The 14,806-nt window shown below is 63.7% G+C and carries 14 protein-coding genes; all 14 read right to left on the bottom strand.

Annotated features, from left to right (window positions below; genetic code table 11):
* Positions 1-2: 2 nt before the first annotated feature.
* From nuoN to C8J39_RS08570, 14 genes are read right to left on the bottom strand one after another with little or no spacing between them, the layout of a single operon-like run.
* Positions 3-1,448 carry an NADH-quinone oxidoreductase subunit NuoN gene (gene nuoN / locus C8J39_RS08635; RefSeq protein WP_120300084.1) on the bottom strand — a complete coding sequence of 482 codons (1,446 nt, stop codon included), beginning with the start codon at positions 1,446-1,448 and terminating at the stop codon, positions 3-5.
* Complete coding sequence (locus C8J39_RS08630) at positions 1,448-2,983, bottom strand: NADH-quinone oxidoreductase subunit M (protein WP_120300083.1); 1,536 nt, start codon at positions 2,981-2,983, stop codon at positions 1,448-1,450. The genes nuoN and C8J39_RS08630 overlap by 1 nt, the downstream gene beginning before the upstream one ends.
* A complete protein-coding gene (gene nuoL / locus C8J39_RS08625; protein WP_120300082.1) occupies positions 2,983-5,082 on the bottom strand; it encodes an NADH-quinone oxidoreductase subunit L in 2,100 nt (699 codons plus the stop codon). The genes C8J39_RS08630 and nuoL overlap by 1 nt, the downstream gene beginning before the upstream one ends.
* A 5-nt stretch (positions 5,083-5,087) precedes the next feature.
* A complete protein-coding gene (nuoK, locus tag C8J39_RS08620; protein WP_082441002.1) occupies positions 5,088-5,396 on the bottom strand; it encodes an NADH-quinone oxidoreductase subunit NuoK in 309 nt (102 codons plus the stop codon).
* Entirely contained in the window at positions 5,393-6,004 is a 612-nt protein-coding gene (locus C8J39_RS08615) for an NADH-quinone oxidoreductase subunit J (RefSeq protein WP_120300081.1), read from the bottom strand. The genes nuoK and C8J39_RS08615 overlap by 4 nt, the downstream gene beginning before the upstream one ends.
* Before the next feature lie 43 nt (positions 6,005-6,047).
* Positions 6,048-6,533, bottom strand: a complete 486-nt coding sequence (gene nuoI, locus C8J39_RS08610) for an NADH-quinone oxidoreductase subunit NuoI (RefSeq protein WP_055877898.1) — start codon at positions 6,531-6,533, stop codon at positions 6,048-6,050.
* Positions 6,530-7,576 carry an NADH-quinone oxidoreductase subunit NuoH gene (gene nuoH, locus C8J39_RS08605; protein ID WP_056058320.1) on the bottom strand — a complete coding sequence of 349 codons (1,047 nt, stop codon included), beginning with the start codon at positions 7,574-7,576 and terminating at the stop codon, positions 6,530-6,532. Before nuoH ends, nuoI begins: the two co-directional genes overlap by 4 nt.
* A complete protein-coding gene (gene nuoG, locus C8J39_RS08600; protein ID WP_120300080.1) occupies positions 7,573-9,567 on the bottom strand; it encodes an NADH-quinone oxidoreductase subunit NuoG in 1,995 nt (664 codons plus the stop codon). The genes nuoH and nuoG overlap by 4 nt, the downstream gene beginning before the upstream one ends.
* Positions 9,567-10,868, bottom strand: coding sequence for an NADH-quinone oxidoreductase subunit NuoF (gene nuoF, locus C8J39_RS08595; protein WP_056050371.1), 1,302 nt, complete (start codon positions 10,866-10,868; stop codon positions 9,567-9,569). The genes nuoG and nuoF overlap by 1 nt, the downstream gene beginning before the upstream one ends.
* A complete protein-coding gene (locus C8J39_RS08590) occupies positions 10,868-11,536 on the bottom strand; it encodes an NAD(P)H-dependent oxidoreductase subunit E (RefSeq protein ID WP_120300079.1) in 669 nt (222 codons plus the stop codon). The genes nuoF and C8J39_RS08590 overlap by 1 nt, the downstream gene beginning before the upstream one ends.
* Positions 11,536-12,747, bottom strand: a complete 1,212-nt coding sequence (locus C8J39_RS08585; protein WP_404969332.1) for an NADH-quinone oxidoreductase subunit D — start codon at positions 12,745-12,747, stop codon at positions 11,536-11,538. The genes C8J39_RS08590 and C8J39_RS08585 overlap by 1 nt, the downstream gene beginning before the upstream one ends.
* A 20-nt stretch (positions 12,748-12,767) precedes the next feature.
* Positions 12,768-13,628: an NADH-quinone oxidoreductase subunit C gene (locus C8J39_RS08580; protein WP_120300077.1), complete on the bottom strand. Its 861-nt coding sequence runs from the start codon at positions 13,626-13,628 to the stop codon at positions 12,768-12,770.
* Complete coding sequence (locus tag C8J39_RS08575) at positions 13,625-14,173, bottom strand: NADH-quinone oxidoreductase subunit B family protein (RefSeq protein ID WP_056058310.1); 549 nt, start codon at positions 14,171-14,173, stop codon at positions 13,625-13,627. Before C8J39_RS08575 ends, C8J39_RS08580 begins: the two co-directional genes overlap by 4 nt.
* Positions 14,164-14,538: an NADH-quinone oxidoreductase subunit A gene (locus tag C8J39_RS08570; RefSeq protein ID WP_120300076.1), complete on the bottom strand. Its 375-nt coding sequence runs from the start codon at positions 14,536-14,538 to the stop codon at positions 14,164-14,166. The genes C8J39_RS08575 and C8J39_RS08570 overlap by 10 nt, the downstream gene beginning before the upstream one ends.
* Positions 14,539-14,806 lie beyond the last annotated feature (268 nt).

Genomic DNA, 14,806 nt, shown 5'->3' with positions numbered 1-14,806 from the left:
ACTCAGAACAACGCCCGTGCGGCCGCCATCGTCCACGCGCCGAGCACGGGGATGAGGAGGTAACCGGCTGGCGACACGAACACCGCGGCGATGGCGATGAGGCCACCCTCGACCTTGCTCTCCATCGGCGCGAACGCCGGGGCCGGATCGTCGAAGTACATCGTCTTGACGACGCGCAGGTAATAATACGCGCCGATCACCGAGGCGGCGATGCCGACCACTGCCAGCGGGAACAGCCCGGCGTCGACCGCCGCGCTGAACACTGCGAACTTCGCGTAGAAGCCGAACAGCGGCGGAATGCCGGCGAGGCTGAACATGAAGATCGCGAGTGCCGCGGCCAATGCCGGCCGGGTCCGCGACATGCCGGCGAGGCTGTCGATCGTCTCGACCGGTTGCCCATCGTCACCACGCATCTGCAACACGACCAGGAACGAGCCCAGCGTCATCGCGACGTAGATCGTCAGGTACATCAGCACGCCCGACACGCCTTCCGGCGTCCCGGCCGCGAGACCGATCAGCGCGAAGCCGACGTTGTTGATCGACGAGTATGCGAGCAGTCGCTTGATGTTGGTCTGGCCGATCGCCGCGACCGCACCGAGGATGATCGACGCGAGTGCCGCGAAGATCACTATCTGGCGCCATTGGTCCGTCGCCGGGCCCATGGCATCGACCGCCACGCGGACGCTGAGCGCAAGCGCCGCGACCTTGGGCGCCGACGCGAAGAACGCGGTGACCGGGGTCGGTGCGCCCTCGTACACGTCGGGCGTCCACATGTGGAACGGCACGGCGCTGATCTTGAACGCGAGCCCAGCGAACACGAACACCAGCCCGAACAGCAGGCCGAGCGACTTCGTGCCCGCATAGGCTTCCGAGATGCCTGCGAACAACGTCGTACCGCTGAACCCGTAGACCAGCGAGATGCCGTACAGCAGGATACCACTGGCGAGCGCGCCGAGGACGAAATACTTCAGGCCCGCTTCCGCCGAACGCCCGTCGCGCCGCATGAAGCTGGCGAGGACATAGGCCGCAAGGCTCTGGAGCTCGAGACCGACATACAGCGTCAGCATGTCGGTGGCCGAGACCATGATCCCCATGCCGCACGCCGATAGCAGGATCAGCACCGGATATTCCGGACGCAGATCGTCGCCGTACGTGCGGGCGAAGAAGCTCGGCGCCATGACGATCGCGACCGCCGAGGCGATATAGATCAGCACCTTGGCGAACGCGCCGAACGCGTCTGCGCGGTACAGGCCATCGAACGCATAGCCGCCTGACGAGGCCGGACCGACCAGTGCGATCCCCGCCCCAACCAGCACGAACACGGCCGCGATCGAGACGGCACGCGTGGACTTGTCCCCGCCCCAGGCCGAGACGAGCATCAGGGCGATCGCGCCCAACGCCAGCACCAGTTCGGGCAGCGTCATTGCGATGTTAGCGGCGTAATCCATCAGTGTGCCTCCCCGTGCGCGGCACTATGGACGGTTGCGGCGGGCTTCCCCGCGGTTGGGTTGGAATCGCTGGCTGGCTTGGCGCGGTCGACACGGGCGAGAAGCACGCCCACGTCCTTGCGCATCGGAGCCAGGAAGCTCTCGGGATACACGCCCATCCACAGCACAACGGCTGCGATCGGTGCGAGCAGCCACATCTCGCGGCCCGACAGGTCGACCATCGCGCGGACGTCGTCCGACTTGATCTCGCCGAACACGACGCGGCGGTACAGGAACAGCATGTACGCAGCGCCGAGGATGATGCTCGTCGTGCAGAGCAGCGCGGTCCAGGTCGAGACCTGATACGTGCCCATCAGCGACAGGAACTCGGCGACGAAGCCGCTGGTGCCCGGCAGGCCGATCGAGGCCATCGTGAAGAACAGGAAGAAGATCGCGTATTTCGGCATGTTGATCGCGAGGCCGCCATAGCGCGAGATCTCGCGGGTATGGAGCTGGTCGTAGATCACGCCGACGCACAGGAACAACGCACCCGATACCAGGCCGTGGCTCAGCATCATGATCATCGCGCCTTCGATACCCTGCCGGTTGAACGCGAACAGACCGATCGTGACGATCGCCATGTGCGCGACCGACGAATAGGCGATCAGCTTCTTCATGTCCGACTGCACGAGCGCGACGAGCGACGTGTAGATCACCGCGACCGCCGACAGGCCGAAGATCAGCCAGGTGAGCTGGCCCGAAGCTTCGGGGAACATCGGCAGCAGGAAGCGCAGGAAGCCGTATCCGCCGAGCTTCAGCAGCACGCCCGCCAGGATCACCGAGCCTGCGGTCGGCGCCTGAACGTGCGCGTCGGGCAACCAGGTGTGTACCGGCCACATCGGCATCTTGACCGCGAACGATGCGAAGAACGCCAGCCACAGCCACGTCTGGACGTGCGCGGGGAAGTCGTAGTTCATCAGCGCCGGGATGCTCGTCGTCCCCGCGGTCTTCGCCATGTACAACATCGCGATGAACATCAGGACCGAGCCGAGCAGCGTGTACAGGAAGAACTTGTACGACGCGTAGATCCGGTTCGCGCCGCCCCAGATGCCGATGATCAGGTACATCGGGATCAGGCCGGCTTCGAAGAACACGTAGAACAGGAACAGATCCTGCGCCGCGAACGTGCCGATCATCAGCACTTCGGTGAACAGGAACGCCGCCATGTATTCCGGCACGCGCGTCGTGATCGAGCGCCAGCTGGCGCCGATGCAGATCGGCATCAGGAACACGCTGAGCATGATCAGCATCAGCGCGAACCCGTCGATGCCGAGCGACCAGCCGAACGGACCGAAGATGCCGGGGGTATGCTCGACGAACTGCCACTGTGCGCCACCGATATCGTAGTTCATCCACAGCATGATGCCGAGCACGAAGTCGATCAGCGTCGCCGCCAGTGCCAGCATCCGCGCCGTGTTCGCCGAAACGAACAGGCACACGACAGCCGCGATCATCGGGACCGCGATCAGGACGGAGAGGATAGGAAAGCCGGTCATTACAGTCCGATCGCCCAGGTTACGGCTGCGGTCAGCCCGATCAGCATGACGAAGGCATAGGTGTAGAGGTATCCCGTCTGGAAGCGGTTGGCCACGCGGCTACCGATCTGGACGACCCAGGTCGCGCCGTCGGGCCCGAACCGGTTAATCGTCTTCTCGTCGCCGCGGTGCCACAAGAAGCGGCCGATCGCGAACGCCGGGCGAACGAAGATCAGGTCGTACAGCTCGTCGAAATACCACTTATGCAGCAGGAAGTCGTAGAGCACGCCGAACTGTTCGACGACCTTGGCCGGGAACGTCGGTGCCTTGATATAGGCGTACCAGGCGGTGAGCAGGCCGAGCAGCATCGCGATCGTTGCCGACAGCTTCACGAGCAACGGCACGCCGTGCATCTCGTGCATCAGATGTTCGCGGAACGCGAGTGCGCCCTTCCAGAACTCTTCGCCTGCGGTCGGCTCGATGAAGAAGCCGTGGAACACGAAGCCGGCGAAGACAGCACCGATCGACAGCACGATCAACGGGATCAGCATCGGCAGCGGGCTCTCGTGCGGGTGATACCCGCCATCGCCTTCCGCCGGCGCATGTTGTGCGTCGTGATGATCGTGCGGCGCATGGCCTGCGTCCTCGGCCTTCGCCGGGTTCGCATGGTGATCGTCGACATGATGCGCATCGCCGTGGTCATGACCGTGTGCGTCGTGGAGCGCATGCTGGATGTGCTCCGATGCGGCCCAGCGCGGCTTGCCCCAGAAGGTCAGGAACATCACGCGCCACGAATAGAAGCTCGTCAGCAACGCGACGAGCACACCGACGAACCATACGCCCGGCTGACCCGCAGCCCAGCTCGCCTCGATGATCGCGTCCTTCGAATGGAAGCCGGCGAAACCGATCGCGGTGTTGCCGAAGATGCCGGGGATGCCGACGCCGGTGATCGCGAGCGTACCCGCCATCATCGCCCAGAACGTTACCGGGATCTTCTTACGCAGGCCGCCATAATAGCGCATGTCCTGCTCGTGGTGCATCGCATGGATGACCGAGCCGGCGCCGAGGAACAGCAGCGCCTTGAAGAACGCGTGCGTGAAGAGGTGGAACATAGCCGCGCCGTACGCGCCGACACCGGCCGCGAAGAACATGTAGCCGAGCTGCGAACAGGTCGAATACGCGATCACGCGTTTGATGTCGGTCTGCACGAGGCCGCAAGTCGCCGCGAACAGGCAGGTCGCGGCACCGACCGAGGTCACCACGGTCAGCGCGACCGGGCTCATCTCGAACATCGGCGACAGGCGGCAGACCATGAAGACGCCGGCGGTGACCATCGTCGCCGCGTGGATCAGCGCCGACACCGGGGTCGGGCCTTCCATCGCGTCCGGCAACCAGGTGTGCAGGCCGAGCTGCGCTGACTTGCCCATCGCGCCGACGAACAGCAGCAGGCAGAGCACCGTCATCGTGTCGAAGCGGTAGCCGAGGAAGCCGAGCGTCGAGCCCGCCATGCCGGGAGCCGCGGCGAGGATCTCGGGGATCGAGACCGTGCCGAACACCAGGAACGTGCCGAAGATGCCGAGCATGAAGCCGAGATCGCCGACGCGGTTGACGACGAACGCCTTGATCGCGGCCGCACTGGCGGAAGGCTTGCGGAACCAGAATCCGATCAGGAGGTAGGACGCCAGGCCCACGCCTTCCCAACCGAAGAACATCTGGACCAGATTGTTCGCGGTCACGAGCATCAGCATCGCGAAGGTAAACAGCGACAGATACGCGAAAAAGCGCGGCTGGTCGGGATCCTCGTCCATATAGCCCCAGCTATACAGGTGGACGAGCGCCGAGACCGACGTGACGACCACGAGCATCACCGCGGTCAGCGCATCGACGCGCAGCGACCACGCGACGTTCATGTCGCCCGAGTGGATGAAGTCGAGCAGCGGCGCGACGGTGGCCGTGCTGGTGCCCGAAAGGAAGCCGATGAAGATCGGCCAGGACAACAGGCACGACGCGAACAGCGCAGCCGTGGTGACGAGTTTCGCCGGCACGTTGCCGATCGCGCGATTGCCGAACCCGGCAACGATCGCGGCCAGTAACGGCAGGAAGACGATAAGCTGGATCAACCGTATTACCCCTTCATCCGGTTGACGTCGTCGACCGCGATGGTGCCGCGACCGCGGAAATAGATCACGAGAATGGCGAGGCCGATCGCGGCCTCACCCGCGGCGACCGTCAGCACGAACATCGCGAACACCTGTCCGACGAGATCGTGGAGGAACGCCGAGAACGCGACGAGATTGATGTTCACTGCCAGCAGGATCAGCTCGATCGCCATCAGGATGACGATGAGGTTCTTGCGGTTCAGGAAGATGCCGAGCACCCCCATCGTGAACAGGATCGCCGCAACGACCAGATAATGGACGAGACCGATCGTCACAGTTCAACTCCCTGCCCGACGACCGGGCTCGTGTTGCGCGTGGCATCCTGTGGACGACGCGCATTCTGGCGGCTGATGTTCTGCGCCTTGACGCCGCCACGCTGGCGGTGGGTCAGCACGATCGCGCCGATCATCGCGACCAGCAGCACCAGGCCGGCACCCTCAAACACGAACAGATAGCGCGTGTAGAGCAGATTACCGATCGCCTGGATGTTGGGCACGGTGTCGTCGATCGGTGCGGCACGCCGCGCGAGCTGGATTGGACCGGTGCTCCATGCGCCGATCGCGATCATCACCTCGGCGGCGAGTGCGACGGCGAGCGCGAGGCCGATCCCGAAATATCGGGCGACGCCTGCGCGAAGCTCGGTGAAGTCGATGTCGAGCATCATGACGACGAACAGGAACAACACCGCGACCGCACCGACATAGACGATGACGAGCAGCATCGCGATGAACTCGGCACCGACCAGGATCATGAGACCGGCCGCGTTGAAGAACGCTAGGATCAGCCACATCACCGAATGGACCGGGTTGCGCGACGCGATCGTCAAAGCGCCCGACAGGACGACGACGAATGCGAAGAGGTAAAAGGCAAAGGCCTGAATCACGATTGCGGCCCCTTAGACGCCCACGAGAAGAATGAGCGCGCCATTAACGGTACGGCGCATCGGCGGCAAGGTTCGCCGCGATCGCGCTTTCCCAACGGTCGCCATTATCGAGCAGCTTCGACTTGTCGTAGATCAGCTCTTCGCGCGTCTCGGTCGCGAACTCGTAGTTCGGCCCCTCGACGATCGCATCGACCGGGCACGCCTCGGCACACAGGCCGCAGTAAATGCACTTGGTCATGTCGATGTCGTAGCGCGTGGTGCGGCGTGACCCATCGTCACGCGGCTCGGCCTCGATCGTGATCGCCTGCGCGGGGCACACGGCCTCGCAAAGCTTGCACGCGATGCACCGCTCTTCGCCGTTCGGATAACGACGCAGCGCATGCTCGCCCCGGAACCGCGGCGATACCGGATTGCGCTCGTACGGATAGTTGATCGTCGCCTTCTCCTTAAAGAAATAGCGAAGCGTCAACGCGTGCGCCTTCACGAATTCCCACAGGGTAAACGACTTGATGATCTGAGCGACGCTCATGAACCCACTCCAACGCGCGTCAGCATGAGATAGCCCGACACGAGGAAAACCCAGAACAGCGAGACGGGGAGGAAGACCTTCCAGCCGAGCCGCATCAGCTGATCGTAGCGATAACGCGGCACGGTCGCCTTCACCCAGCTGAACAGGAAGAAGAAGAACAGGATCTTGGCGAACAGCCAGATGATCCCCGGCACGTAGTACAGCGGCGCCCAGTCGACCGGTGGCAGCCACCCGCCCCAGAACAGCGTCGCGTTGAGCGCGCACATCAGCAGCACGTTGGCATACTCGCCGAGCCAGAACAGCGCGAACGACATCGACGAATATTCGGTCTGGTAGCCGGCGACGAGCTCGCTCTCCGCCTCGGTCAGATCGAACGGCGCGCGCTGCGTCTCGGCCAGCGACGAGATAAAGAACATCACCGCCATCGGGAACATCAGCGGGTTGAGTATATACCCGTTGAAGAACCAGACGTGCGATTTCTGCGCCATCACGATCGCTGACAGGTTGAAGCTGCCGGTCCACAGCACGACCGAAATCAGGATGAAGCCGATCGCGACCTCATACGACACCATCTGCGCGGCCGCACGAAGCGCCGAATAGAACGGGTATTTCGAGTTCGACGCCCAGCCCGACAGAATGATCCCGTACACGCCGAGCGACGAGGCCGCGAGCACGTAGAGCAGCCCGACGTTGATGTCCGCGAGCACGACGCCGACGCCGAACGGCACCACCGCCCAGACGATCAGCGCGACCGTAAAGGTGATGATCGGTGCCAGCAGGAACAGCGTCCGGTTGGCGGCTGCGGGGACGATCGTCTCCTGCAGGAACACCTTCAGACCGTCGGCAAAGCTCTGCAACAGGCCGAACGGACCGACGACGTTGGGACCGCGTCGCAGCGCCATTGCCGCCCAGATCTTGCGGTCGGCATAGATGATCATCGCCACCGCGAGCATCAGCGGCAGCGCGATCACGAGGATGTCGATGATCGTCGCGAGGAAGAACGCCCAGTCGTAACCGAGCGAGGATTCGAACCAGGAGATCATTCGGCTGCCTCCGCGTAGTCTTCTCCGTGGAGAAGTTCGGCCGAGCAGCGCTGCATCGTCGGCGACGCACGGCAGATCGCGTTGGTCAGGTAGAAGTCCTTGATCGGATAGCCGGCGAGGACACCCTCACCTGCACCGTTGAGCGAAGGCGGATTCCAATCGAACGTCGCGAGCGCCTGATGACGCAACGCAGGCACGTCTGCGTACATTTCCTCGCGCAGCCCCTCGAAACTGTCGAACGGCAGCGTATGGCCGAGCGTGTCGGACAGAGCGCGGAAGATCGACCAGTCGTCGCGCGCATCGCCGGGCGCGAACACCGCACGCTCGCCGCGCTGGACACGGCCCTCGAGATTGACCCACGTGCCCGACTTCTCGGCATAGGTGACGCCCGGCAGGATGACGTCGGCAGCTGCCGCACCCTTGTCGCCGTGATGCCCCACGAACACCTTGAAGCCGGCGAACTTCGAATAATCGACCTCGTCCGCGCCGAGGAAGAAGCCGAGCTTCGCCCCCATCACGTCGGCGATCCCGCCCTTCTGCGCATAACCGAGCATCAGCCCGCCCATCCGCGAGGCGGCCATGTGGACGACGTTGAAGCCGTTCCAGTCCGCCTTCACAAGACCGAGCGTGTCGACCAGCTTCAACGCAGCCGCATGGCCACCCTTCAGCGTGCCGCCACCGACAATCACCATCGGACGCTCGGCCTTGCCGAATGCTTCGGTCACCGCCTCAGGCAGGTTACCCAGCAGCGCCAGATCGTCGCCGAGCCACTCGACCTTGTACGTCAGGTCCGTCTCCGGTCCGATCGCAAAGACCTTTGCGCCCTTCTTGATGGCCTTGCGCACCCGCGTGTTCACCAGCGGCGCTTCCCAGCGCAGGTTGGTGCCCACCAGCAGGATCGCGTCGGCACGCTCGGTGCCCGCGATCGTCGTGTTGAAATTGACCGCGGCGATGCTGGTCGCGTCATAGTCCATGCCGGTCTGACGGCCTTCGAGCAGGCTCGACCCCATCTTCGCGAGCAGCGCCTTGGCGGCGTACATCGTCTCGCAATCGACCAGATCGCCAGCGACAGCCGCAACGCTGGACCCGGCGTTCACCGCCTTGATCGCTGCAAACGCTTCGTCCCACGTCGCGGGAACCAGCTTGCCGTTCACCCGCACATAAGGCTTGTCGAGACGACGACGGACAAGGCCGTCGATCGCATGGCGCGTCTTGTCGGTCGCCCACTCCTCGTTCACGTCCTCGTTGATCCGCGGCACGCAGCGCAGCACCTGGCGACCACGGCTGTCGAGCCGGATGTTGGTGCCGACCGCGTCCATCACGTCGATCGTCAGCGTCTTGCGCAATTCCCAAGGACGCGCCTCGAACGCATACGGCTTCGACGTCAGCGCACCGACCGGGCACAGATCGACGACGTTGCCCGACAGTTCGCTCTTGACCGCATTCTCGAGATACGAGGTGATCTGCATGTCCTCGCCGCGGAAGATCGCACCGATCTCCTCGACGCCGGACACTTCCTCGGCAAACCGGATGCAGCGCGTGCACTGGATGCAGCGGGTCATGACCGTCTTGACGATCGGGCCCATATACTTCTCGGTGACCGCGCGCTTGTTCTCGTCGTAGCGCGAATGACCGCGACCATACGCGACCGACTGGTCCTGAAGATCGCACTCGCCGCCCTGATCGCAGATCGGGCAATCGAGCGGATGGTTGATCAGCAGGAATTCCATGATGCCCTCGCGGGCATTCTTGACCATCGGCGAGTTGGTGAAGATCTCCTGCTTGTCCGCCGCCGGCAGCGCGCACGACGCCTGCGGCTTGGGCGGACCAGGCTTCACCTCAACGAGGCACATCCGGCAATTACCGGCGATGCTCAGCCGCTCATGATAACAGAAACGCGGAATCTCCTTGCCGGCAAGCTCGCACGCCTGCAGCACGGTGGCGCCCTGCGGCACCTCGATCTCTACGCCATCGACTTTGACTAAGGGCATTACTCTGCGGCTTCCATCATCGGCGCGGTGTCGCCACCGCGCTCACGGATACGGCGCTCCATCTCGGGGCGGAAATGCTTGATCAGGCCCTGGATCGGCCAAGCAGCGGCGTCGCCGAGCGCGCAGATCGAGTGACCCTCGACCTGCTTGGTGACCTGCTGGAGCATGTCGATCTCGGACAGTTCGGCGTCGCCGGTGCGCATCCGCTCCATCACGCGCCACATCCAGCCGGTGCCTTCGCGGCACGGCGTGCACTGACCGCAGCTCTCATGCTTGTAGAAGTACGAGATGCGGCTGATCGCGCGGACGATGTCGGTCGACTTGTCCATGACGATGATCGCCGCGGTGCCGAGGCCCGAGCCGACAGCCTTCAGGCCGTCGAAGTCCATCGCGCAGTCCATGATCTGCGCGGCGGGCACAAGCGGCACCGAAGAGCCACCGGGGATCACCGCGAGCAAATTGTCCCAGCCGCCACGGATCCCGCCGCAATGCGTCTCGATCAGGTCGCGGAACGAGATGCTCATCTCCTCCTCGACCACGCAGGGCTTGTTCACATGGCCGCTGATCTGGAACAGCTTCGTCCCGCGGTTGTTCTCCGCGCCAAAGCTGGAGAACCATGCCGCGCCACGTCGAAGGATCGTCGGCGCGACCGCGATCGACTCGACGTTGTTGACCGTCGTCGGGCAGCCATAAAGACCGGCCCCCGCCGGGAAAGGTGGCTTCAGCCGCGGCTGGCCCTTCTTGCCCTCGAGGCTCTCCAACATCGCGGTCTCTTCGCCGCAGATGTACGCGCCCGCGCCACGATGCACGAACACGTCGAAGTCGTAGCCCGACCCACATGCATTCTTGCCGATGAAGCCGCGATCGTATGCCTCGGCAACGGCTGCGAACAGCGTCTCGGCCTCGCGGATATATTCGCCGCGGATGTAGATGTACGCGGCGCGCGCGCGCATCGCGAACCCGGCGATCAGTGCGCCCTCGATCAGCTTGTGCGGATCGTGGCGAATGATCTCGCGATCCTTGCAGCTGCCCGGCTCGGATTCATCGGCGTTGATGACGAGGAAGTTCGGCCGGTCGGGCTTCGGCTCCTTCGGCATGAACGACCATTTGGTGCCGGTCGGGAAGCCCGCACCGCCACGGCCACGCAGACCAGACGCCTTCATCACGTCGATGATCGCGTCCTGGCCGAGCGCCATCAGGTCCTTGGTGTTGTCCCAATCGCCGCGCATGATCGCCGCGTCGATGTTCCACGGCTGGAAACCGTAGACGTTGGTGAAGATGCGGTCCTTGTCGGCGAGCATCAGGCCCACTCCCCCCGGTAATCGTGGTTCGCGTCGACCATCGCCTTCAGCGAGGTCGCGCCGCCCTCGGGGCAGCTTGCGCGACGACCGAATTGCGGCCCCGGCGTCGGGTGCCCGCCATTGGCCAGCGCCTCGAGGATCTCGGTCGTCTTGTCGTAATCGAGATCTTCGAAGTTATCGTCGTTGATCTGCACCATCGGCGCATTCGCGCACGTGCCCAGGCACTCGACCTCGGTCAGCGTGAACATGCCGTCCGGAGTCGTGCCGCCCTTGACCAGCCCGCGGTTCTTGCAGGCGGCCAGAACGTCGTCCGACCCACGCAGCATGCACGGCGTCGTGCCGCAGACCTGGACGTGGAAGCGACCGACCGGCGCGAGATTGAACATCGTGTAGAAGGTCACGACCTCGTACACGCGCATGTACGGCACGCTGATCTGACGCGCGACGAACTCGATTACCGGCACCGGCAACCAGCCCTGCGTCTGCGTTTCCGCACCGACCTGGCGCTGCGCCAGATCAAGCAGCGGGATCGACGCCGACTGCTCGCGACCCTTGGGATAGCGCCCGAGGATCTCGTTCGCCTTCACCTGGTTCTCGTCCGTCCACGCGAACGAACCCCAGCGGGCGCGGGTCTCGGCCTCGTCGGGAATTTTCGGAGCTTCAGCCATCAGCGGTCACATTCACCAAAAACGATATCCATCGCGCCGAGGATCGCGGTCGTATCCGCCAGCATGTGGCCCTTCGCCATGAAGTCCATGGCTTGCAGATGCGAGAACGCGGTCGGGCGGATCTTGCAGCGGTACGGCTTGTTCGAGCCATCGGCGACCAGATACACGCCGAACTCGCCCTTGGGGCTCTCGGTCGCGACATAGACGTCGCCGGCGGGCACGTGGAAGCCCTCGGTATAGAGCTTGAAGTGATGGATCAGCGCTTCCATCGACTGCTTCATCTCGCCACGCTTGGGCGGCACGACCTTGCGGTCGAGCGACGCGATCGGCCCCTCCGGCATGTCGCGCAGGCACTGCTTCATGATCCGCGCAGACTGACGCACTTCCTCGACGCGCACCATGAACCGGTCATAGCAATCGCCACGCGTGCCGACCGGCACCTCGAAGTCCATCTTGGCGTACACGTCATAAGGCTGCGACTTGCGCAGATCCCAGGCGATACCCGAGCCGCGGATCATCGGACCGGAAAAGCCCCATTTGATCGCGTCGTCGCGGCTGACCACGGCGATGTCGACGTTGCGCTGCTTGAAGATGCGGTTGTCCGCGACGAGGCTGATCGCATCCTCGAACAACCGCGGCAGGCGCGTGTCGAGCCAGTCGCCGATGTCGGTGAGCAGCTTCAACGGCGCATCCTGATGCACGCCACCAGGACGGAAATAGTTCGAATGCATGCGCGCACCGGAGACACGCTCGAAGAAGTTCATGCAGTCTTCGCGGATCTCGAACAGCCACAGGTTCGGCGTCATCGCGCCGACGTCCATGACGTGAGAGCCCAGATTGAGCATATGGTTCGAGATGCGCGTCAGCTCAGCGAAGAATACCCGCAGATACTGCGCACGCTCGGGCACTTCGAGATCGAGCAGCTTCTCGACCGCCAGCACCCAGCTATGCTCCATGCACAAAGGCGAGCAGTAATCGAGACGATCGAAATACGGCAGCGCCTGCGTGTAGGTCTTGTATTCGATCAGCTTCTCGGTGCCGCGATGAAGCAGGCCGACATGCGGGTCGACACGCTCGACGATCTCGCCGTCGAGCTCCATGACCAGACGGAGCACACCGTGCGCGGCCGGATGCTGCGGACCGAAGTTGATCGTGTAGTTCTGGATCGTGACGTCGCCGGTCGTGGGATCGGCTGCGTCGGCTTCACCCAGAAGCTCTTCGACATAGAGGCTCACTGGTTCTGTCCCCCGGTTCCGTTGACACCCTTGCTCGGGATCACATCCGACTCCACGGGCTTGTCCTGCTTCTGGTTGCCCGGATCAGGCTCGCCAGCACCACTTTGACCGGAATGCTTGACGTCCTTCTTACCATAAGGCTCGCTCGGCGCGGCAGGCGCCTGGGTAGGCGACTGCGCCGCGTCCGCCTTAACGATCGTGTCGGCCTTGAGCGGCGTCGGCGCACCCTTGGCCTCGGGCAATGCGCCCTTCTCGTCGCCGGGGAGCACGTAATTCGCGCCCTCCCATGGGCTCATGAAATCGAACGTGCGGAAGTCCTGCGCAAGCTGAACGGGCTCGTACACGACGCGCTTCGACTCTTCCGAATAGCGCAGCTCGACATACCCGGTCAGCGGGAAGTCCTTGCGCTGCGGATGACCGCGGAAGCCGTAATCGGTCAGGATGCGGCGCAGGTCCGGATTGCCGCTGAACAACACGCCGTACATGTCGTACACTTCGCGCTCGAGCCAACCGGCGACCGGCCAGATATCCGTCACCGACGGCACCGGCTTTTCCTCGTCGGTCGCGACATGCACGCGCAGACGGTGATTCCGCGTCAGCGACAGCATGCAATAGACGACCTCGAACCGCTCTGCGCGATCCGGATAGTCGACGCCGGCGATCTCCATGAGCTGCTGGTAGGCAAGCCCCGGCGTATCGCGTAGCGCGATCATCGCGTCGTACAGGTCTTCGCGACGAACGTGCAGCGCGACTTCGCCGACATGGTCGACCGCGTCGAGCAGCATGCCGCCAAGCGCCGCGCGGGCGCTGTCGATCACGCCGTCATTCGACGTGTACGCTGGTGCGGGAGCCCTCAACGCTCGATGCTCCCGGACCGCCGGATCTTCCGCTGCAGCTGCATGATGCCGTACAGCAATGCCTCAGCCGTCGGCGGGCACCCGGGGACGTAGATGTCCACGGGCACGATCCGATCGCAGCCACGCACGACGCTGTAGCTGTAGTGATAATAGCCGCCGCCGTTCGCGCACGATCCCATCGAGATCACGTACTTCGGCTCGGACATCTGGTCGTAGACCTTGCGGAGTGCCGGGGCCATCTTGTTGCACAGCGTACCGGCGACAATCATCACGTCCGACTGGCGCGGGGACGCGCGCGGTGCGGCGCCGAAGCGCTCGAGATCGTAGCGCGGCATGTTGACGTGGATCATCTCGACCGCGCAGCATGCGAGCCCGAACGTCATCCACCACAGCGAGCCGGTGCGGGCCCACTGGAACAGCTCCTCGGTCGACGTGACGAGGAAACCCTTGTCCGTCAGTTCACCGTTCAATCCGTCGAAAAAGCCCTGGTCGGGTGGCACCAGCGAACTGGGCGAACCGGGTGCGGGCTGAAGCTCTACTCCCAATCGAGTGCTCCCTTCTTCCATGCGTAGACGAGGCCAAGGGCCAATTCGCCGATAAAGATCATCATCGAAATCCACGCGGTCCAGCCGAGCGTGAAGACCGAGACGGCCCAGGGATACAGGAACGCGGCCTCGAGATCGAAGATGATGAAGAGGATGGCGATCAGGTAGAAGCGCACGTCGAACTGGCTCCGCGGATCCTCGAATGCGGGAAAGCCGCACTCGTATTCGCTGAGCTTCTCAGGCGTAGGCTTGTGTGACCCCGTGAGGCGCGAGACGGCTATCGGCAGGAACACGAACGTGCTCGACAATGCGATGGCGATCCCGAGGAACAGGAGGATCGGAAGGTAGTGCGACAGGTCGACCAAATTGCTTCTCGCAAGTGCGAACGGAACGGGGCCGCTTTAGGCCGATGGGGGGTGATGGGCAAGGCGTGGAGGGTGTGAGAATCACTCGCAAGTGGAGGGATGGGGGTGGCGGGAAACATGCGTTACTTGGCGCGCACGAGCGTTGGCGCTCCATGACGTCGCCGATACCGATCCGTCACCTCGAACGCGTTCGGCGCCTCCCTAAGAAGCAAAGACGACGCCGCGTTCGAAGAGCGACCCCCTCCTCCTTGTTCTCCCGCGAAGGCGG

This window comes from Sphingomonas sp. PP-CC-1A-547, assembly GCF_003610375.1.
GTDB lineage: Bacteria > Pseudomonadota > Alphaproteobacteria > Sphingomonadales > Sphingomonadaceae > Sphingomonas.
Note: the sequence above shows the minus strand (reverse complement) of the source record. Positions and strands in the feature narration are given on the sequence as shown.

What these genes read in the sequence shown, in the direction of transcription:
- nuoH (WP_056058320.1), bottom strand. Translation starts at nt 7,576, where the DNA reads ATGATCTCCTGGTTCGAATCCTCGCTCGGTTACGACTGGGCGTTCTTC.
- nuoG (WP_120300080.1), bottom strand. Translation starts at nt 9,567, where the DNA reads ATGCCCTTAGTCAAAGTCGATGGCGTAGAGATCGAGGTGCCGCAGGGC.
- C8J39_RS08630 (WP_120300083.1), bottom strand. Translation starts at nt 2,983, where the DNA reads ATGACCGGCTTTCCTATCCTCTCCGTCCTGATCGCGGTCCCGATGATC.
- nuoF (WP_056050371.1), bottom strand. Translation starts at nt 10,868, where the DNA reads ATGCTCGCCGACAAGGACCGCATCTTCACCAACGTCTACGGTTTCCAG.
- nuoN (WP_120300084.1), bottom strand. Translation starts at nt 1,448, where the DNA reads ATGGATTACGCCGCTAACATCGCAATGACGCTGCCCGAACTGGTGCTG.
- C8J39_RS08590 (WP_120300079.1), bottom strand. Translation starts at nt 11,536, where the DNA reads ATGGCTGAAGCTCCGAAAATTCCCGACGAGGCCGAGACCCGCGCCCGC.
- nuoI (WP_055877898.1), bottom strand. Translation starts at nt 6,533, where the DNA reads ATGAGCGTCGCTCAGATCATCAAGTCGTTTACCCTGTGGGAATTCGTG.